General features: G+C 72.0%; 17 protein-coding genes. 4 read left to right on the forward strand and 13 right to left on the reverse strand.

What is annotated here, in order from left to right; translation table 11 throughout:
• Positions 1-302 precede the first annotated feature (302 nt).
• Together AB0A74_RS19010 and AB0A74_RS19015 are read right to left on the reverse strand one after the other, a co-directional pair.
• The gene (locus AB0A74_RS19010) at positions 303-575 is read right to left on the reverse strand and encodes a GlsB/YeaQ/YmgE family stress response membrane protein (protein ID WP_343939582.1); all 273 of its coding nucleotides are present in this window, start codon (positions 573-575) and stop codon (positions 303-305) included.
• Positions 576-590: 15 nt separating this feature from the next.
• Positions 591-1,559: a sporulation protein gene (locus AB0A74_RS19015; RefSeq protein WP_358251185.1), complete on the reverse strand. Its 969-nt coding sequence runs from the start codon at positions 1,557-1,559 to the stop codon at positions 591-593.
• Positions 1,560-1,744: 185 nt separating this feature from the next.
• Between AB0A74_RS19015 and AB0A74_RS19020 the strand changes: the two genes are divergently transcribed.
• Together AB0A74_RS19020 and secA2 are read left to right on the forward strand one after the other, a co-directional pair.
• On the forward strand, positions 1,745-4,717 hold the full coding sequence (locus AB0A74_RS19020) for a carboxyl transferase domain-containing protein (protein ID WP_358251062.1): 2,973 nt from the start codon (positions 1,745-1,747) through the stop codon (positions 4,715-4,717).
• Between the two features lie 85 nt (positions 4,718-4,802).
• On the forward strand, positions 4,803-7,121 hold the full coding sequence (gene secA2, locus AB0A74_RS19025; RefSeq protein WP_358251064.1) for an accessory Sec system translocase SecA2: 2,319 nt from the start codon (positions 4,803-4,805) through the stop codon (positions 7,119-7,121).
• 294 nt (positions 7,122-7,415) lie between these two features.
• On the opposite strand, the gene AB0A74_RS19030 is transcribed toward secA2, so the two are convergent.
• The gene (locus AB0A74_RS19030; RefSeq protein WP_358251066.1) at positions 7,416-7,685 is read right to left on the reverse strand and encodes a hypothetical protein; all 270 of its coding nucleotides are present in this window, start codon (positions 7,683-7,685) and stop codon (positions 7,416-7,418) included.
• Between the two features lie 378 nt (positions 7,686-8,063).
• Between AB0A74_RS19030 and AB0A74_RS19035 the strand changes: the two genes are divergently transcribed.
• Entirely contained in the window at positions 8,064-9,356 is a 1,293-nt protein-coding gene (locus AB0A74_RS19035) for a tannase/feruloyl esterase family alpha/beta hydrolase (RefSeq protein ID WP_358251187.1), read from the forward strand.
• A gap of 86 nt (positions 9,357-9,442) precedes the next feature.
• Here AB0A74_RS19035 and AB0A74_RS19040 read toward each other — a convergent pair whose 3' ends face one another.
• The 3 genes from AB0A74_RS19040 to AB0A74_RS19050 all read right to left on the reverse strand — a co-directional run bounded on the left by AB0A74_RS19040 (position 9,443) and on the right by AB0A74_RS19050 (position 13,476).
• Complete coding sequence (locus AB0A74_RS19040; protein WP_358251068.1) at positions 9,443-11,293, reverse strand: GAF domain-containing protein; 1,851 nt, start codon at positions 11,291-11,293, stop codon at positions 9,443-9,445.
• Positions 11,290-12,630: an MFS transporter gene (locus tag AB0A74_RS19045; RefSeq protein ID WP_358251070.1), complete on the reverse strand. Its 1,341-nt coding sequence runs from the start codon at positions 12,628-12,630 to the stop codon at positions 11,290-11,292. Before AB0A74_RS19045 ends, AB0A74_RS19040 begins: the two co-directional genes overlap by 4 nt.
• 63 nt (positions 12,631-12,693) lie before the next feature.
• On the reverse strand, positions 12,694-13,476 hold the full coding sequence (locus tag AB0A74_RS19050) for a 3-hydroxybutyrate dehydrogenase (RefSeq protein ID WP_358251072.1): 783 nt from the start codon (positions 13,474-13,476) through the stop codon (positions 12,694-12,696).
• Positions 13,477-13,671: 195 nt separating this feature from the next.
• On the opposite strand from AB0A74_RS19050, the gene AB0A74_RS19055 reads away from it, so the two are divergent.
• On the forward strand, positions 13,672-13,797 hold the full coding sequence (locus AB0A74_RS19055; protein WP_358251074.1) for a hypothetical protein: 126 nt from the start codon (positions 13,672-13,674) through the stop codon (positions 13,795-13,797).
• 136 nt (positions 13,798-13,933) lie between these two features.
• Here the strand turns inward: AB0A74_RS19055 and AB0A74_RS19060 are convergent, their stop codons facing one another.
• The 7 genes from AB0A74_RS19060 to AB0A74_RS19090 form a co-directional block, all read right to left on the reverse strand.
• Positions 13,934-14,950, reverse strand: a complete 1,017-nt coding sequence (locus AB0A74_RS19060; protein ID WP_358251076.1) for an LCP family protein — start codon at positions 14,948-14,950, stop codon at positions 13,934-13,936.
• Between the two features lie 97 nt (positions 14,951-15,047).
• A complete protein-coding gene (locus AB0A74_RS19065) occupies positions 15,048-15,437 on the reverse strand; it encodes a DUF3037 domain-containing protein (protein ID WP_358251078.1) in 390 nt (129 codons plus the stop codon).
• Positions 15,421-16,206 carry a HipA family kinase gene (locus AB0A74_RS19070; RefSeq protein ID WP_358251080.1) on the reverse strand — a complete coding sequence of 262 codons (786 nt, stop codon included), beginning with the start codon at positions 16,204-16,206 and terminating at the stop codon, positions 15,421-15,423. The genes AB0A74_RS19065 and AB0A74_RS19070 overlap by 17 nt, the downstream gene beginning before the upstream one ends.
• 42 nt (positions 16,207-16,248) lie before the next feature.
• Entirely contained in the window at positions 16,249-16,836 is a 588-nt protein-coding gene (locus AB0A74_RS19075; protein ID WP_358251082.1) for a hypothetical protein, read from the reverse strand.
• A gap of 66 nt (positions 16,837-16,902) precedes the next feature.
• Positions 16,903-17,625: an SGNH/GDSL hydrolase family protein gene (locus AB0A74_RS19080; protein ID WP_358251084.1), complete on the reverse strand. Its 723-nt coding sequence runs from the start codon at positions 17,623-17,625 to the stop codon at positions 16,903-16,905.
• Between the two features lie 55 nt (positions 17,626-17,680).
• Complete coding sequence (locus AB0A74_RS19085) at positions 17,681-18,787, reverse strand: lactonase family protein (protein ID WP_358251086.1); 1,107 nt, start codon at positions 18,785-18,787, stop codon at positions 17,681-17,683.
• Between the two features lie 88 nt (positions 18,788-18,875).
• Positions 18,876-19,745 carry a PPK2 family polyphosphate kinase gene (locus AB0A74_RS19090; protein WP_358251088.1) on the reverse strand — a complete coding sequence of 290 codons (870 nt, stop codon included), beginning with the start codon at positions 19,743-19,745 and terminating at the stop codon, positions 18,876-18,878.
• Positions 19,746-19,862: the final 117 nt, after the last annotated feature.

A 19,862-nucleotide genomic window follows, 5' to 3' on the forward strand; every position in this document is an offset into this window, starting at 1 on the left:
CTGCCCGAAGGGCTACCACAGATTGCCGGGGTCGGGCCAAAAAGTTTTGCGAGGAACGAGCAAAAGTTTTTCGACCGACCCCGGCAATCTGTGGTCGGCTCCGCCAGGTCATGCGGTGGGGAACACGCAGGCCCTTCCCCCACTGGAGGCCTCCCCAGCCGCTTTTGAGCTTTTGATCTTGAGAGCGCGCCAGCGCGTCCTCAACGCGCGAAGCGCTCCCAAGCGCGAAGCGCGTCCGAGCTGGAGAGCCAGCGAAGCGAAAGGGCCTCCCGGCAACACCGGAAGGCCCCTCCGCCCAGTCCTCAGTGGACTTGTTTCCGCCCGTAGAAGCCCGCAACCAGGCTGACGCCCACGGCGGCGATCACCACCTGCACGATGATCTCGATCCAGTCGATGCCCGGCGTGTCCTCAACACCCAGCGCGCGGGCGATGAACGTGCCCAGGAACGCCGCCACGATGCCGACCACCAACGTCAGCCAGATCGGGATGGCCTGCTTGCCGGGAGCGACGAGCTTGCCGAGGAACCCGATGATGAGACCCACGATCAGAGCGCTGATCACACCGCCGATGCCCACGATGCCTCCTGCGGGTTAGTCGCCTTCGAAGAAGTCCCCGACCTCGTCGAGGGCCTCGCCGACAATCATCCCACCGAACACGCCGGCCGCAGCCCCGGCGACGATCCCACCGGCCCCGATTCCCCCACCATGGTGACCGCCGTGGTGACCGCCGTGGTGCCCGCCCGGGTGACCCGGGTAGTGGCCCCCGTGCATGCCGTGACCATGGCTGGAGCGCCGTCCGGCCACCTGGTCCATCCACTGGTGCAGCACGGCGGCCCAGTCGGTGCGGATCACCTCATCGTGGGACATCGCGAAGTGCCCGAACGTGTCACCGCCGGCGCGGAACAGCCCGCCCCGCCGGTCCGCCTCCAGCACCACGTACAGGTGGTGCGGGTCGGTGACGAAGGTCAGCTCGACCTGGCTGATCTTGGTCAGGAACTGCTGCGGCGGCAGGAACTCGATCTCCTGGTAGAACGGCAGCTGCTGCGGCACGCCGTGGATGCGCCCCTGCTCGGAGTCCGCGCGGGTGAACCGGAAGCCCAGCGCGCCGAACGCGTTGAGCACGTGCTCCTGCGAGCGGATCGGGTGCACGGCGATCGGGTCGAGGTCACCCGGGTCCACCGCGCCGCGCACCTCCAGCTCCGTGCGCAAGCCCATGGTCATGCCGTGCAGGTGCTGGCCGTGCACGACGGTCAGCGGCGTCTCCAGCGGCACCGGGAACTGGAACGGCAGCGCCAGGTGCTGCCCCGGACCGACCTGGATGCGCTGCCCGACGACGACGCGGGCGAACTCGACGTTGCGGTTGTGCTCGTTGTCGCCGCTCTCCACCTCGACCCGGGTGACCAGCGACAGCTTGACCTGGTCGATGTCGGCGGGGTGGTCGCCGCCCGCGATGCGCACCTCGCCGGTGAGCAGCTCGCCGGGCCGGACGTTCGGGTTGGTCAGCACCGTGTCCACCGAGGGACCGCCGACTCCGAACGCGCGCAACATCCTCTTGAACACCACGGTGGTCCTCCTGAAACCCGTGCGGCTCGCGTCCCTCGGGAGCGATTTGTCCCCAGGACGCCTTACCGGGTGGATCGGTTGGCTCTGGACGAACGCTAAGTCGTGGTGCCAGTATGCGACGGCAGTCACATACTAAGCGGTCGCTCAGCACGGAACGCGTCCGCACCGCTCCAGGAGGTCCCGTGTCCACGCTGCTCGTCGCCAACCGGGGTGAGGTCGCCGTCCGCGTCCTCCGCGCCGCCGCCGACCTGGGCTGGCGGACCACGGCCGTGTTCACCGACGACGACCCCGGTCACGCCGGGCTCGCCGACCGCGCGGTCCGGCTGCGCGGCGAGGGGCCGGCGCCCTACCTGGACGTCGACCAGCTGCTGGCCGCCGCCGAGGGCTGCCGGTTCGTGCACCCCGGGTACGGGTTTCTGTCCGAGAACGCCGAGTTCGCGCGGCGGTGCGCCGAGGCCGGGCTGACCTTCGTCGGACCGCCGCCGGAGGTGCTGGGGCTGCTCGGCGACAAGCTCAGCGCCCGCGCGCTGGCCACCGAGGTCGGCGTGCCGGTGCTGGCCGGCGCGACGTCGAACTTCGAGGAGTTCTTCAAGGCGCACGGGGCCGTGATGGTCAAGGCCGCGTCCGGCGGGGGCGGCAAGGGCATGCGCGTCGTGCGGCGGCTGGTGGACCTGACGCCGGCCGTCGAGCGGTGCCGGGCCGAGGCGCTGGCCGCGTTCGGCGACGGGACGGTGTACGTGGAGGAGCTGCTGACGCCCGCCCGGCACATCGAGGTGCAGCTGGTGGGCACGACCGTGCTCGGCGACCGGGACTGCAGCCTCCAGTCCGGCCACCAGAAGCTGGTCGAGATCGCGCCCGCGCCGGGCCTGGACCCGGGCCTGCGGGCCGAGCTGCACGAGGCGGCGGCGGCCATCGCGCGGGCCGTCCGCTACACCGGGCTGGGCACGGTCGAGTTCCTGGTCACGCCCTCGCGGTACGTGTTCCTGGAGGCCAACCCGCGGTTGCAGGTCGAGCACACCGTCACCGAGGAGGTCACCGGGCTGGACCTGGTGCGCGCGCAGCTGCTGCTGGCGGCGGAGGTCGAGCCGGACCTCGCCCACACGCCGCGCGGCGCGGCCGTCCAGGTGCGGGTCAACCTGGCGTCGGCCGGTCGATTGGGCACGTTCGCGCCGCCCACCGGCCCCGGCATCCGGGTGGACACCCACGCCGGCCCCGGCTTCCGCGCGGGACTCGGGTTCGACGCCCTGCTGGCCAAGGTGATCGCCCACGGCGACGACCTGGACACGGCGCTGCGCCGGGTGAGGCGGGCGCTGGCCGAGTTCGCCGTGGACGGCGCGGCGACCAACCTGGGCTTCCTGCGCGGCCTGCTCGACCACCCGGACGTGCTGTCCGCGCACACCGGTTTCGTGGACGAGCTGCCCCGCGAGGACCGGGGACCGCGCGCGCCCGTGCAGGGGACCGTGGTGGCCGTCGAGAACGGCACGGTCGTGGTCGAGGCGATGAAGATGCAGCACGTCGTCCAGGTCGGCGACGGCCGGGTGCTGGTCTCGGTCGGCGAGACCGTGGCCGAGGGGACGCTGCTGGCCGACGGCGGCACCGACGCGACCGAGGAGAAGGTGGTCGACGTCGACCTGGACGAGATCCGCCCGGACCTGGCCGAGACGATGGCCCGCCACGACTTCGCCCGCCCGGCGGCGGAGGCCAAGCGGCACTCGCTGGGGCACCGGACGGCCCGGGAGAACATCGCGGACCTGTGCACCGACTTCGTGGAGTACGGCGGCCTGGCGATCGCGGCCCAGCGCCGCCGCCGGTCGCTGGACGAGCTGGTGGAGCGGACCCCGGCCGACGGCATGGTGGCCGGGGTCGGGCTGGTCAACGGGCGGCGGACCGTCGCGCTGTCCTACGACTACGCGGTCATGGCCGGCACCCAGGGCATGCGCAACCACGCCAAGAAGGACCGGATGTTCGCCCTGGCCGAGGACCAGCGCCTGCCGGTGGTCCTGTTCGCCGAGGGCGGCGGCGGGCGGCCCGGCGACACCGACCACGGCGGCGTCAGCGGGCTGGACTGCATGGCGTTCCACCTGTTCGCGAAGCTGTCCGGCCTGGTGCCGCTGGTCGGGATCGCGTCGGGCCGGTGCTTCGCGGGCAACGCCGTGCTGCTGGGCACGTGCGACGTCGTCATCGCGACCCGGGACGCGACCATCGGCATGGGCGGGCCGGCCATGATCGAGGGTGGCGGGTTGGGGGTGTTCCGGCCCGAGGAGGTCGGGCCGATGAGCGTGCAGGTGCCCAACGGGGTCGTGGACGTGGCCGTGGCCGACGAGGCCGAGGCCGTGGAGGCGGCCAAGAGGTACCTGTCCTACTTCCAGGGCCCGGTGGACTCGTGGGAAGCCCCTGACCAGCGCGTTCTTCGGCACGCCGTACCGGAGAACCGGGTGCGGGCCTACGACGTCCGGACGGTCGTGGAGACGATCGCCGACTGCTGGTCGGTGCTGGAGCTGCGCCGCGAGTTCGGGCGCGGGATCGTCACGGCGCTGGTGCGGGTCGAGGGCAGGCCGCTCGGGCTGATCGCCAACGACCCGTCGGTGCTGGGCGGGGCGATCGACGCGGACGCGGCCGACAAGGCGGCCCGGTTCCTGCAGCTGTGCGACGCCTTCGACCTGCCGGTGCTCTCGCTGTGCGACACGCCGGGGTTCATGGTCGGCCCGCAGGCGGAGAAGACGGCCACCGTCCGGCACCTGACCCGGATGCTGGTCGGCGGGGCGAACCTGAGCGTGCCGTTCGGGCTGGTCGTGCTGCGCAAGGCGTACGGGCTGGGCGCGCAGGCCATGGCGGCGGGGAGCCTGAAGGTGCCCCGGTTCGCGGTGTCGTGGCCGAGCGGCGAGTTCGGGCCGATGGGCCTGGAGGGCGCGGTCAAGCTCGGGTTCAAGCGCGAGCTGGACGGCATCGAGGACCCGGCCCAGCGCCGGGAGGCGTTCGAGGCGATGGTGGCGGCGGCCTACGAGCACGGGAAGGCGCTGAACGTGGCGTCGGCGTTCGAGATCGACGACGTCATCGACCCGGCCGAGACGCGGCGCTGGGTCACCACCCAGCTACTGGCCGACACGCCGCCCGAGCGAGCCGGCAAGAAGCGCCCGTTCGTCGACACGTGGTGAGTCCACGCCGCTCTGGAGGGGTTCGAGTGAAGAGTCAACCGGGTGACGTGCGGAACGCCCGGCGCTTGCCGTACGTTGCCGTGCCGTGACCACTCTCCTGGGACGGTTCAAGCAGCGGCTGCGTCGGTTCGCGCAGAAGCCCGGCTCCGCCGACCTCGCGCCTTACCGCAGGCTGCTCGCCGAGGTGAACGAGCTGGCCGAGCGGATGAGCGCGCTCAGCGACTCCGAGTTGGCCGCCAAGGCCGCCGAGCTGCGGAAGAAGGAGGGTTTCGGGCGCGCGGAGCTGGTCGAGGTGGTCGCCCTGGGGCGCGAGGCCGCCGACCGGGCGCTCGGGCTGCGGCCGTTCGACGTGCAGGTCCTCGGCGCTCTCGGGCTGCTGGAGGGGCACGTGGTCGAGATGGCCACCGGTGAGGGCAAGACGCTCTCCGGCGCCATCGCGGCGGCCGGGTTCGCGCTGCGCGGCGACCAGGTGCACGTCGTGTCGGTGAACGACTACCTGGCGCAACGCGACGCCGAGTGGATGGGGCCGCTGTACGAGCTGCTCGGCGTGTCGGTGGGCTGGATCTCGCAGTCCAGCAAGCCCGAGGAGCGACGGGCCGCCTACGAGGCCGAGGTCTGCTACGCGTCGGTGTCCGAGATCGGGTTCGACGTGCTGCGCGACCGGCTCGCGGTGGACGAGGCGGACCGGATCGTGCCCGCGCCGCGCGTCGCGCTGGTGGACGAGGCCGACTCGGTGCTGGTGGACGAGGCCCGCGTGCCGCTGGTGCTGGCCGGCTCGACCGCCGGGCCCGCGGTGGACCCCGCCCTGGCCGACCTGGTCAAGCGGCTGCGCCGCGACCTGCACTTCGAGGTGGACGACGAGGAGCGCAACGTCTACCTGACCGGCGCCGGCTCGGAGCTGGTGGAACGGGCGCTGGGCGGCATCGACCTGTACTCCGACGAGCACGTCTCGACCACGCTGTCCAAGGTGAACGTCGCCCTGCACGCGCAGGTGCTGCTGCACCGGGACGTCGACTACATCGTGCGCGACGGCAAGGTCCACCTGATCAACGACACCCGCGGCCGGATCGCGAAGCTCCAGCGGTGGCCGGACGGTCTACAGGCCGCCGTGGAGGCCAAGGAGGCCGTGGCGACCACGGACGCCGGCGAGGTGCTCGACTCGGTCACCGTGCAGGCGCTGCTGTCGCGCTACCCGACCGTGTGCGGCATGACCGGCACGGCGGTGGCCGTGGCCGAGCAGCTGCGGGACTTCTACAAGCTGGAAGTGCTGGTCATCCCGTCGAACGTGGAGTGCGTCCGCGAGGACGAGGCGCCCCGGCTCTACACGACGCTGGAGCTGAAGGAAGCCGCGATCGTCGAGGAGATCAAGACCGTCCACGCGACGGGCCGGCCGATCCTGGTGGGCACGCTGGACGTGGCGGAGTCCGAGCGGCTGTCGCGCAAGCTGGAGGCGGCCGGCCTGGAGTGCGTCGTGCTCAACGCCAAGAACGACGCCGAGGAGGCCGCGATCATCGCCGACGCGGGGTCGTTCGAGCGGATCACGGTGTCCACGCAGATGGCCGGTCGCGGCACCGACATCCGGCTGGGCGGGCACGAGTCGACCGACCGGGAGCGGATCGCCGAGCTGGGCGGCCTGTACGTGATCGGCACCGGGCGGCACTCGTCGTCGCGGCTGGACGACCAGCTGCGCGGCCGGGCCGGTCGGCAGGGCGACCCGGGCGGGTCGGTGTTCTTCTCGTCGCTGCAGGACGACCTGGTGACGCAGTACGTGCCCGACCACGACGAGCCCGCCGAGGTCGAGGAGGACGGGCGCGTGGTGGACGCCGGCACGCTGCACACGGTGGAGCACGCGCAGCGCGTGGCCGAGGGCGTGCAGCTGGAGATCCACCGCAACACGTGGCGGTACAACAAGCTGATCGAGCACCAGCGGACGTTGGTGCTGGAGTTCCGGGACAAGGTGCTCACCACGGAGCTGGCGTGGGAGGAGCTGTCCAAGCGCAAGCCGGAGCGGGCGGAGGAACTGGAGAACCTCGACCGCGAGGTCCTGGTGAAGGCGGCGCGCCTGATCGTGCTGCACCACCTCGACCAGCGGTGGAGCGACCACCTGGTGTTCCTGACCGACCTGCGCGAGGGCATCCACCTGCGGGCGCTGGCCCGCCAGAACCCGCTGGACGAGTTCCACCGCGAGGCGATCCCGGCCTACCACCGGATCGTGCCGGACGCGTGGGACGAGGCGGAGGAGACGTTCGCGAAGGTCCAGATCGACGAGGAGGGCGCGCACCTGGCGGAGGCGGGGGTGCAGCGGCCGAACACGACGTGGACGTACCTGGTGAACGACAACCCGTTCTCGTCGGGGCTGGAGGAGACCTTCAAGGGCCTGGTGAAGCTGGTCCGGCGGCGCTGAGCGGTGCTGCTTCGCAAGCGGCCCCCGCCGGGTTCCGGCGGGGGCCGCTCGACGTTCCGGCCGGTTGCCGCCCGGCGCTGTTGACGGGCGGCGGCGCGGCGCGGGGGCGGCTCGCCAGGGCAAGCCGGGCGGCGGGCGGCTCGCCACGACCGGGCGGCGGGGCGGGCCGGCTCGGCGGGCGGGCGGCTCACCTTGAGCGGGGCCGCCGCTCGGGCGCTTCCGCGAGGCCGTTGCGGGTTGTGGGCGGAGGCCGCCCGCTGGTCCCGCGCGAGCCGCCGAGCGGTCCCGCCGCGACTACCTCGCGCCGGCGGAGAGGGTCGTCGTGTCCTCGACCGGGTCCGCCTGGCGCGGCAACGTGGTTCGTCTGCCGAGTCTCGCGGCCACCGCCTGTTCGGTCAGCGCGCGGATCTCCGCCAGGATGTCCAGGTGTTCCTGGGACGGTGGCGGACCGACCAGGTTCGAGTGGTTGAACGCCGTGCGTTCGGCTCGACGCGCGAGGTTCTGGATGCGCCGGATCAGGTCCGATTCCCGGTCGAGGGGCAAAGAGCTCCGTTGCTCAGTCACCCCGGAAGCGTTCACCTCACGCCGGGTGAACGTAAATCACCTGCTAGTGCGAATTTGGCTGGGTCATCTCAGCTACCCCTCCGCTCTGGCAAGAAAACAGCCCGATCGTGCGACTCAAGCCGCCACCGCCGGGCGAACCGGGGCCGGGAACGTTCCGCAGCCCCAGGGGATGGCGCTCCGGGAACCCGAAAGTCGTCCGGTTGGCCGTGACCCGTACCGGTGACGCCACCCCCGCCGCCCACCGGTCACCGCCCGCGCCCGGGTCCTCCTGCCAGGGGTCACCCGGAGTGGGTACCGCCGACACATGAACCCGCAGCGGCATGGTGCGCGGAACCATTACCGCACAACGATCTCCGCCTTACGGTGCGACGGGTGAACATCGCCGTTCCGCTGGTCGCAGCGCTTGTCGCCACGTTGGCGCAGGCCCCGTCCGCCCTCGCCGAGGGCTGCGGGCCCCTGCGCGTTCCCGGTGCCGCCCACCAGGAACTGACCCACCTCGACGACCTGTCCACCGCGGGTGGCCGCACGGACCCCGCCGACTGGGCGGGGCTCACGCCCGCCGGCCTCCCCGCCCCCACGCCCGTCGCGGGCACGCAGGTCGACGGCTACTTCCCCGACGACTCCACCTCCAACACCAACCACGGCTGGGCGCACGACTCCCAGTTCGTCATCCGCCTGCCGAAGGACTGGAACGGCGGCCTGGTCGTCGCCGGCTCCCCCGGCGTCCGCGAGCAGTACGCCAACGACCGGGCCATCAGCGACTTCGTCCTGGCCCGCGGCTACGCGTTCGCGGCCACCGACAAGGGCAACACCGGCGTGGCCTTCCACCGCGACGGCGACCGGCCGGGCGACGCGATCGCGGAGTGGAACCGCCGCGTCACCCAGCTCACCATCGCGGCCAAAGCCGTTGTCGCCCAACGGTACTGCCGCCCGCCCAGCCGCACCCTGGCCACCGGCCTGTCCAACGGCGGCTACCTGGTCCGCTGGCAGTTGGAGAACTTCCCCTGGCTCTACGACGGCGGCGTGGACTGGGAAGGCACGCTGTGGACCAAGCAGGGCCCCAACCTGCTCACCTTCCTGCCGCCCGCCCTCGCCGCCTACCCCCGGGGCGACAAGGCGTCGGTGATCGCCGCCGGCTTCCCGGCGGAGTCGGAGTTCCTGTGGGACTTCCACCACCGCGTCTACTGGGACCTCACCCAGCGGATCTACCGCGAGGAACTCGACCCGACGTGGGACGGTGACACCGAGGCCGGCACGCCGTTCTGCGCGCCCGGCACCCCGGCGTGCGACGCGGACTACGACTACGCGTCCCGGCCGCAGGCCCAACGGGCCGTCGCGCGCTTCGCCCTGACCGGCCGCATCGGCAAGCCGCTGCTCACCCTGCACGGCACCCTGGACACGCTGCTGCCGATCTCGAAGGACTCGGACGTCTACGCCCAGATGGTCCGGGACGCGGGTCGCGGCCACCTGTTCCGGTACTACCGGATCGAGGGCGGCACGCACGTGGACGCCCTCTACGACGCCTACCCCGACCGCCTGCGCCCGCTGACCCCGTGCCACCGCACGGCGTTCGCGGCCCTGGAGGGCTGGCTGCGCGGCACTCCGCCGCCCGCCTCGGCCACCGTCGCCCGTCCGCCGGTGGTCTCGGCGACGGACTGCGCGCTCGCCTGAGCACCCCGATCGGCCCCGGTCCGACCACGCGCCGGTCGGCCCGGGGCCTCTGCTCGGCCGCACTGGGGGCGGCCGAGCAGGGGTTCCTAGCCCGTGATCTTCAACAGCCGCAGGGCCAGCTGGACTTCCAGCACCCGTTCCGGCGACTGCCAGTCCTCGCCCAGCAGGCTCGCCACGCGGTCCAGCCGCTGCACCACCGTGTTCACGTGGACGTGCAGCTCGTCCTTGGCCCGGCTCAGGTTCTGCCCGCACGCGAAGTACGCGGTGACCGTCCGGACCAGCTCGGTGCCCCGGCTCGCGTCGTAGTCCAGCAGCGGCCCGAGGGTCGCGCGCACGTACCCGGACACGTCGGCCCGCTCGCCCAGCAGCACGCCCACGAAGCCCAGGTCGGCCAGCGTCCCGCCGCTGCCCCGCCGGTCCAGCACGAGCAGCGCCCGCAGGCACCGCACGGCCTCCGCGTGCGCGGCGGCCACCGCCGCCGGGCCCAGCGCCGGACCGCCCGAGCCCACCGTCACCGGCAGGCCGGCGGCCTTGCCCAGCACGCGCGCGACGTCCCGGGCGGCGCCGGCCAGGTCCGCGCCGGGCAGCACCAGCACGACGTGCTCGCCGTGCACGCCCGCGAGGCCACGGCACCCGGACGCCAGGTGCGCGGCGGCGGGCAGGATGCGCTCGCGCGGGCCGTCGGCGACCAGCACCACGTGCTCCGCGTCCAGGTCCACGCCGACCCGCCGGGCCCGCGCCCGCAACGCCACCGGGTCGATCCCGGACCCGAGCAGGTCGGTGATCAGCTCGCCGCGGACCTTGTTCTCCGCCTCGGCGACGGTGCGGCGCAGCAGCAGGAGCAGCGCGGTCACCACGGACGCGCGTTCGAACAGCCGGCGGTCGGCGTCGCCCAGGTCGGGGCGGTCGGTCAACGCGATGCTGCCCAGCAGCTCCCGGCCCGCCAGGACGGCGCACACCCACGTGCCGTCCTGCGGGATGGCCCGGCCGGACGCGCGGGAGGCGTTGGCCGCGGCGCGGGGCGCGAGCGTTTGCGCGGTGCCGATGCGGGCCAGTTCGACGCCCTCGTGGTCGTGCACGACGATCCCGCCGTCGAGGACCTTGGCCACCGCCGCCGCCACCTCCGGCACGTCCGCGCCGCGCAGCACCAGGTCGGTGAGCCGGTCGTGGGCGTCCTCGGCGCGGCGCATGGCCTCGTTGTGGGCGCGGATCGTCTCGCCCGCGGTCCGCGTCTCCTCCAGCAGGTGCGCGGTGTCCAGGGCGATGGCGGCGTGGTCGGCCAGCGACGACAGCAGCGCCACCTCTTCGGGCGGGAACTGGCGGGGCGACCGGTTGGCCGCGTAGAGCACGCCGATGACCCGGGTGCCCAGCTTGAGCGGCACGCCCAGGATCGCCACCAGGCCCTCGTCGCGGACCGCGGTGTCGATCGTGGTGGTGTGGTTGAACCGGTCGTCGGTGGAGTAGTCGGCGGTCACGTACGGCTGGGCGGTCTGCGCGACCAGCCCGCCCAGGCCCTCCCCCATGCCCAGCTTGAGCTGTTGGAACAGCGGGGAGATCGAGCCGTCGGTGACCCGCATGTACGTGCTGTTCTCACCGGGCGCGTTCATGCTCAGGTACGCGATGTCCGCGCCCAGCAACTGCCGCGCCCGGCGCACGATAGAGCGCAGCACGGCGTCCGGGTCGCGCACTCCGGCGAGGTCGCTCGCGGTGTCGAACAGGGCTTCCAGCTCGGCCTCGCGGCGGCGGTGCGCGGTGAGCGTGCGGCGGATCCGCAACGCCCACTGCGTGGCCCGCCCGATCCGGTCCAGGTCGGCGTCGGCCACGCCCGCCGCCCGGGCGGCGGGGAGCACCCGCGCGAGCCGCTCGCTGCTCGCGTCGGCCGCGAGCAGGTCCAACAGCTCCAGCAGGTGCTCCACCGCGTCCGCCCGGTCGGTCATGCCCTCATGCTGACACCGTCGTGCGCTCGGGTGTCGGTCCGGTCCAACGAGGTGCCGCGGGTCTCCCGCGAGACCACGACGGCGATCACCGTGATGACGCACATCGCCAGCACGTAGAACACGATCGGGACCCAGCTCTTGAAGTCCCGCAGCAGGGCCGTGGCGATGATCGGGGCCAGCGCGCCGGCCGCGATCGAGGCGAGCTGGTAGCCGATGGACGCGCCCGAGTAGCGCACCTTCGTGCCGAACAGCTCCGAGAAGTACGCCGCCTGCGGGCCGTACATCGCGCCGTGCAGCACCAGGCCGACGGTCACCGCGAGCACGATCGGGCCGAACGACTTGGTGTCCAGCAGCAAGAAGAACGGGAACATCCACGCGCCGATGCCGACCGCGCCGAGCAGGTAGGTGGTGCGGCGGCCGATCTTGTCCGACAGCGCGCCCCACAGCGGGATGGTGACCAGGTGCGCCACCGACGCGATGAGCACCGCGTTGAGGCCGGTGGAGCGCGGCAGGCCGAGCGAGGTGGTGATGTAGACCAGGATGAACGCGGTGATCACGTAGTAGGACACGTTCTCCGCCATGCGGGCGCCCATCGCGACCAGCACCTCGCGCCAGTGGTCGCGCACCACGCCCACGATCGGCGGCTTCTCCGCCACCTTGTCCTTCTCCGCCTTGGCCTGCGCCTCCAGGAAGATCGGCGACTCCGACACGCTCAGCCGGATCCACAGGCCCACCAGCACCAGAACGCCGGACAGCAGGAACGGCACCCGCCAGCCCCACGACAGGAACGCCTCGTCGGTCTGCACCGCCGCCAGCACCGCGAGCACGGCCGTGGCGAGCAGGTTGCCCATCGGGACGCCCGCCTGCGGCCAGGACGCCCAGAACCCGCGCCGCTCGGCGCTGCCGTGCTCGGACACGATCAGCACCGCGCCGCCCCACTCGCCGCCCAGCGCGAAGCCCTGCACCAGGCGCAGGAACGTCAGCAGCAGCGGCGCCCCGACGCCGATCGCCGCGTACGTGGGCAGCAGGCCCATCGCGAAGGTCGCGCCGCCCATCAGCATCAGGCTCAGCACCAGCAGCTTCTTGCGCCCGACCTTGTCACCGAAGTGGCCGAACACCAGGCCGCCCAGCGGCCGGGCGAGGAAGCCGATGGCGTAGGTGGTGAACGCGAGCAGCGTGCCGGTCAGCGGGTCGGCGTTGGGGAAGAACAGCTTGTTGAACACGATCGCGGCGGCCGAGCCGTAGAGGAAGAAGTCGTACCACTCGATCGTGGTGCCGATCAGGCTTCCTATGACGACCTTGGCGAAACCTGGCTTGGGTGGGGCGGCGTTGGTCATGGCGGGTCACCACTTCGTTGGGGGAGTGTGTTTTTCCGGTTTTGTTCGGGGCTTCCGGGGGGCTTACTGGGCGGTCCAGCCGCCGTCGAGGGTGAAGGTCGAGCCGGTGACGTGCACGGCGTGGTCACCGCACAGCCAGAGCACGAGGTGCGCGACCTCGTCCGGTTCGACCAGCTCCTTGATGGCGTGCCGGGTGAGCAGGACGTCGGCGACGACGCGCTCGCGGTCGATGCCGTGCGCCTTGGCCTGGTCGACGATCTGGTTCTCCACCAGCGGTGTGCGCACGTAGCCGGGGCTGACGCAGTTGCTGGTCACGCCGTGCGGCGCGCCCTCCAGCGCGATGACCTTGCTCAGGCCTTCCAGCCCGTGCTTGGCGGCCACGTACGCGGACTTGAACGCGCTGGCGCGCCGGCCGTGCACGCTGGAGACGTTGACGACCCGGCCCCAGCCCCGCGCGTACATGTGCGGCAGGACGTGGCGGGCGAGCAGGAAGGGCGCGGTCACCATGATGCGCTGGAGCAGCTCGAACCGGTCCGGCGGGAACTCGTGCACCGGGGCGACGTGCTGCAGCCCGGCGTTGTTGACCAGGACGTCGACCTCGGTGGGCAGCTCCCGGGCGGGGTCGTCCCGCGCGAGGTCCACGACGTGCGCGGTGCCACCCAGCTCCTCGGCGACCCCGCGCACCGACTCGGCGCGGTCGACCAGGTGCACCTTCGCGCCGGCCGCCGCCAGCACGGCGGCGCACGCCCGCCCGATGCCGCTGCCCGCGCCCGTGACCAGGGCGGTGCGGCCGGCCAGGTCGGCGCTTTCCCGGCTGCCGGGGTTGTGACCGGGGACACTGTTCATGCCCGGAAACGCTAGGTGTCCTGCACCACTCCGCCCATGTCGCACCCGCACACAACCTGCGGGTTTGGGGTGTGTTTAGCCAACAGTTAGCGACACGGCCACGCAGTTCGTCGATACCGCGTGGAATGGGTACCGCCCCGTGAGTACGCTGCGTTGGTCCTATCGGGGGATGAACCAGACTTTGGGGGTTACCAAGTGTCACTCACGCCGATATACGACGACCTGCTGCGCGAGTTCGAGGGCATCATCGAGAGCATCCTCTCCGGTGACACCGCCGCCGAGGCCGCCGAGCCGGAGCAGGCCGAACAGGCCGCCAACTGAGCTTCCTTCCCGCTGTCGCGCCCACCGAGCCCGGCCCCCGGCGCCGGCCTCCACACCCCACGCGACCGGGTCTTCCGAACGGCGAAGGGGCGCCCCCGGCCCGAAGCCGGTGGACGCCCCTTCTCGCCGCTAGTGGCTACTTCGGCTGCTCCAGCAGGTCGGACGGCACCGGCTGGTCCTGCTCCAGCGCCCCGAACAGGCGCAGCGCCTTCTCCCGGTCCCACTGCACCACGGAACCGACGCCCGGCAGCGTGGGCGTGCCGCCGATCGGCACCGTGACGTTGTCCACGCCGCCGCCCATGCCGAACACCATCCCGGCCAGGTTGTGCAGGTGGTCGTCGTCGTCCACGGAGATCGAGTCGGTCGTCGCGAACAGCAGCGGGAACGCCTTGAACGGGTTGGCCAGCGTCCCGAAGCTGGTCGCCTTCTCCGACAGCGCCGACAGGAACTCGCGCTGGTTCTGCACGCGCTGGAGGTCGGCCGTGGCGAACGCCCGGGTCCGCACGAAGCCCAGCGCCTGCGCCCCGTCCAGCTCCTGGCAGCCGGGCTGGAGGTCGAGACCCGCCAGCGGGTCCCGCATCGGTTCCTTGATGCACATCTCGACCCCGCCCACGGCGTCCACGATGCCCGCGAACCCGCCGAAGCCGATCTCCATGTAGTGGTCGACGCGCACGCCGGTCGCGCCCTCGACGGTCTGCACCAGCAGCGGCGCGCCGCCGAACGCGAAGGCCGCGTTCACCTTGTTCTTGCCGTTGCCCGGGATGTCCACATAGGAGTCCCGGGGGATGCTCACCAACGTCGCCTTCCCCGAGCCGTCGGGGATGTGCAGCAACATGATGGTGTCGGTGCGGCGGCCACCGGCGTCCCCAGTGGACAGATCGGCCTTCTGCTCCTCGGACAGCCCGTCGCGCGCGTCGGAGCCCACGAGCAGCCAGTTGGTGCCCGGGGTGTCCCCGGGCCGGCCCTCGTAGTCGGGCAGCGCGTCGATGCGCCGCAGCGAGGAGTCGACGTAGACCCACAACCCGATGCCGAAGGCCAGGAGCACGACGAGGACCACCGCGACGATGCGGCCGACCCGCGGCTTGCGCCGCTTGGGCACCGGCCGCCGGTAAGCGGCCTGTTGCTGGTATCCGTGCTGGTAGCCGGCGCTCATGTTCAGCGACCCCGATCCCGTGTGTTGGCTACTGCTTGCAGCTAAAGACGCGGTGTGCGACGAGAGGTTGCCACCCTAGACCGTCGGACTCCTCGCGCTAGCGGGTCGGCGGCAGCACGAGCGCTCTTAGTAGGTGGTCCAGTTCCGCCTCCGGGTCCTCGGTCAGGCCGGTGTGCGCCGGTGACGTCTGGATGATGGTGCTCCGGGGTGCGACGAGCCACCGGAAGCGCTGGCCGGGAGTGGTCTTCGCCACGGGACCGGCCGACGGGTCGCCGTCGCACGAGACGCCGAGGTGGTCGAGGTTGGCCTTGAGCAGTTCGACGTCCAGGAACGGGTCCAGCACCCGCAGCCGCTGCTCGTCCACGTGGACGCGGGCGCCCAGGAAGTCCAGCGGGGCGCAGTAGACCAGGACGCCCACGTTGACGAACTCCCCGCGCTCCTGCCTGGGCACGGCGCGCAACAGCGCGTACTCAAACACGTGCGGCACGGGCGGCCTCCAGGTCGGCGACCCAGTCGCGCCGGGTCAGGCGGGCGGTGAAGAACCTGGCGTAGGCGTCCCGGCCGGCCGGGCCGAAGACCTCGTCCTGGGCCAGCCACTCGTCCGGGACCAGGGCCAGGACCTCCGCGAGCAGGTCCGGGGTGATCCTCTCGGACAGCTCGGCGTCCACGTCCGCCAGGGGGCCCGCGAACGGCAGCATGAGGTGGTCCGCGGCGTCGAAGCGGTAGGAGGCGGCCGGGAAGCGGTCCGGGCGCCACGAGTGGTGGAAGTACAGCGAGGCGCCGTGGTCGATCAGCCACAGCTCGCGGTGCCAGAGCAGGGTGTTCGGGTTGCGCCAGCTCCGGTCGACGTTGAGGGTCAGGGCGTCCAGCCACAGCAGCCGGGTGGCGGTGTCGGTGGACGGCTCGCGCACGACCGGGTTGTAGTCGAACGACCCCGGCAGGTAGTCCAGGCCGAGGTTGAGCCCGCCGCTGGCCTTGAGCAGCTCCTGGACCTCCTGGTCCGGCTCGGCGCGGCCCAGTTCGGGGTCCAGCTCGACCAGCACGATCTCGGGCACCCGGAACCCCAGCCGGCGGGCCAGTTCACCGACGACGATCTCGGCGATGAGGGCCTTGACGCCCTGTCCCGCGCCGCGGAACTTGAGGACGTACATGCCGAGGTCGTCGGCCTCGACCAGGCCGGGCAGCGACCCGCCTTCCCGGAAGGGCGTGACATAGCGCGTGGCCGCGACTCTCCGCAGCCCGTTGGTGGGGTTCACGCCGGAAATCATGGTCTTCCGGGCGGGCGGCCCGCCAACCGGTTACGCGACGGCGTGGAACGGGAAGGGCAGGACGTCGTCGTGCCGGACGAAGGCCCGGTCGGTCCGGTGCTCGACGGCGCGGAAGGCGCTCTCGGTGAGCAGGGTCTCGCCCCGCCGGGCGGTGTCCTCGCCGAGCTTGGAGGCCTGGTTCATCTCGGTGCCCATCGCGCGGTTGGGGCCGATGGCGAACACGTCGCCGTACCCGATGCCGACGCACAACCCGATGTCCTCGGGCTCCGCCGCCGCGTGCAGCTCCAGGGCCGCTTCCAGCGCTTGCAGCGGGTCGCCGAACAGGGCGACGAGGTCGTCGGCGAACGCCCGCACGAGCGTGGCCCCGCGCCGCTCCAACACGGGCAAGCAGATCCGCTGGGCGTGCAGGACCCGCAGGAACGCGTCCACCTCGCCCACCGCCATCCCGCGCTCGGTGAACCCGGCGATGTCGAGCACCAGGACGGCGACCCGGTGGCAGTGCCGGTCGCGAAACCCGTCCCGACTGAGCCGCCCACCCTCGACGGCCATCAGGTCGCGGTAGACGTCCTCGGTCCAGTGGCCGAGCCGGGCGAGCGTGGCGGGTTCGTCGTTGCGCACGGCACACGCTTGCACGCCCGGCACACCGGCACAGCGCACTTCGGCGGCTTCACGGACGACCGCCGATCACCTACTGGCCACCTCGCGCAGGGCCGGGAGGTAGCCGTCGCGGTGGCCGGCGGTGTTGACGTGGTAGGACGACGTCACCGGCAGCAGCGTCAGGTCGTTCACCCACGGGTCCGCGCCGCATGCCCCATGCCCCTCGAACCGGTCCCGCACGTCCACGAACGTGAAGCTGAACGCCGTCGCCTGCGCGCCCAGGACCTCGGCCAACGCGTCGGAGGCGCGGTTGATCGCGGCGCGCTTCGGGCCGTTCAACGAGCAAGGGTCGGACTTCTCGAACAGCCGCGGGTACCCCAACACCACCACCTGGGCGCCGGTTCGCGAGCGCATCGACCCGAACAGCTTCTCCAGCCGGTCCGGCAGCTCCTCGCGGACGAACCGCTCCGCCTCCTCCGCCCGCTCTTCGCACCCGCGGTCGTCCGAGAACACGCAGGTGGTCATGACCTCGGCGAAGCGCGCGTCGTTGCCGCCCACCGTGACGGTCACCAACGCGGTCGACGGGGACAGGACCTCCGCCTGTTCAACCACGTTATCCGTCGTCGCGCCGGAGCACGCCTTGAAGTTCAGGTCGTACCTGTCCTTCGCGAACAGCTCGGGGTAGGCCTTCGACGTCCGGCCGCACGACGCTCTGTCCGTGCCGACGCCCGCCGCGTAGGAGTCGCCCAGGGCGACGTACTCCGGCGCGGCGGGCGCGGGGACCACAGCCGCCAACAGCACTGCTGCCATGAGGTTCATGCACCCGGCCTACCACTGTGGACGGTAGAACGGGTCGAAGTAGACCCTAGAAGGCGACACACACCGGAACGGGTGCCGCGAACGTGCTCGTCTGCCGCAGCCGCCCGGACTCCCGGTCCACGGCGAACGTCGTCACCGAGCCCGAGTTCTGGTTGGCCGCGAGCAGGAACCGCCCGGCCGGGTCCAGCGCCAGGTGCCGCGGGAACCGCCCACCCACCGGCACGGCCTCGACCAGCCGCAACTCGGCCCCGTCGCGCCCGACCGCGAACACCGCGACGCTGTCGTGGCCCCGGTTGGACAGGTAGACGAACCGCCCGTCCGCCGACACCAGCACCTCCGCCGGGTAGTTGCGCGGCGTCGTGGGCGCACCCGCCGGCACCGTGCTCAGCTTCTGCCCGGGAGCCAGCTCGCCGCGCGCGTAGGAGGCCACCACGATCGTGGAATCCAGCTCGTTCGCCACGTACGCGAACCGCCCGTTCGGGTGAAACACGAGGTGGCGCGGGCCGGCGCCGGGGTGCAGGCGGGCCGTGGAGACCCGGGTCAGGCGACCCTCGGGCGAGAGCCGGTAGCCGAACACCGCGTCCGCCCCGAGGTCCACGGCGAACACGAACTCGCCGGTCGGGTCGGGCAGCACCTGGTGCGCGTGCGGCCCCTCCTGTCGCTCCGGGTCGGGGCCGGAACCCTTGTGCTCCACCAGGTCGGTACGTGCCCCGAGGCTGCCGTCGCGCCGCACCGGGTGCACCGCCACGCTGCCCGACGAGTAGTTGGCCGACAGCACGTGCCCGCGGTGCAGGACCAGGTGGCACGGGTCCGCTCCCCCGGTGCTCTGCGTGTTCAGCACCCGCGGCACGCCGTCGCGGACCTCCAGCGCGGTCACCGCGCCGGCGGACTGCTCGTTGACCGCGTACACCCGCCGGCCCGCGGTGATGGCGAAGGACGGGTTCGGCACGCCCTCGACCACGCCGACCGACCGCAGCCGCCCGGTGCGCGGGTCGTACGCGGCGATCCCCAGCCCGGCGCCGCCGCCGGTCCAGGTGGTGTAGGTGCCCAGGTAGACCCGGACCTCCCCGCGCGCCTCGGCGACACCCTCGGTCATCAGCAACCCCGCTCCCACGCCCACGGCCCCCAGGAACCGCCGCCTGTCCACTGCCACGCCCGACCTCCGCTCGCCCGTGCCCGCGGCAGGTCCCACAGTGGACTAGACCACTCGCGCAGGGCAATAGGCGCAACGAAGATTGCGTCTAGCGCAACGGATCGGCGTCCCGCAGCCGAGCCAACTCGACCAGTGGATCGTACGAGGGCTCGGGGTACACCGGAGCCACCTCCTGGAGCGTTTCCAGCAGGATCCGGGCCACCGCCCAGTTCCGGTACCACTTGCGGTCCGACGGGATGGCGAACCACGGCCCGGCGGGCGTCGAGCAGCGGGTCAGCGCGTCCTGGTAGGCGAGCAGGTACTGCGAGAACTTCGCCCGCACCGTGATGTCGCCGGGGTTGTACTTCCACCGCTTGGCCGGGTCCTCCAGCCGCGCGATCAGCCGCTCCTTCTGCCGCTCGGGCGAGATGTGCAGGAAGCACTTGACGACCGTCACGCCCGCCTCGGCCAGCTCCGCCTCGAACTCGTTGATCAGGTCGTAGCGCTCGCGCCACTGGGCGGCGGGCACCAACTGGTCCACCCGCGCGACCAGCACGTCCTCGTAGTGGGAGCGGTCGAACACGCCGATGCGGCCCGGCGCGGGCACCTGCTTGCGGATGCGCCACAGGAAGTCGTGCTTCAGCTCGGCCGGCGTCGGTTTCTTGAACGACGCGATGTGCAGGCCCTGCGGGTTCACCAGGCCCGCGACGTGCCGGATCGTGCCGCCCTTGCCCGAGGTGTCCAGGCCCTGGAGCACCAGCAGCACGCGTCGCCGCCCGCCGCCCGACCCTTCGGCGTACAGGGCTTCCTGGAGCCCGTCGAGCTGCTTGCCGACCTCGGCCATGTCCGCCGCGGCGGCCGTCTTGGTCCGCGGGCCGACCGGCGAGCCGCCCGGGTCGATCTCGGCCAGGTCGAACTCGCCGGGGACCACGCGGAAGGCGTCTTTAATCGACTGGACCTGCGTCGACTTCTTGGCCATCGTCGGACTCTAGCGGGGCGATCTTGCCGCCGCCCGCTGCGCAACGAATCACCGCAATCAAGCCGAATTGCGCAACGAAGTTAGCAAAGACGCAACACTCCCCGGATGAAATCGCTG

It is taken from the genome of Saccharothrix sp. NPDC042600 (assembly GCF_040647305.1).
Taxonomy (GTDB): domain Bacteria; phylum Actinomycetota; class Actinomycetes; order Mycobacteriales; family Pseudonocardiaceae; genus Actinosynnema; species Actinosynnema mutabilis.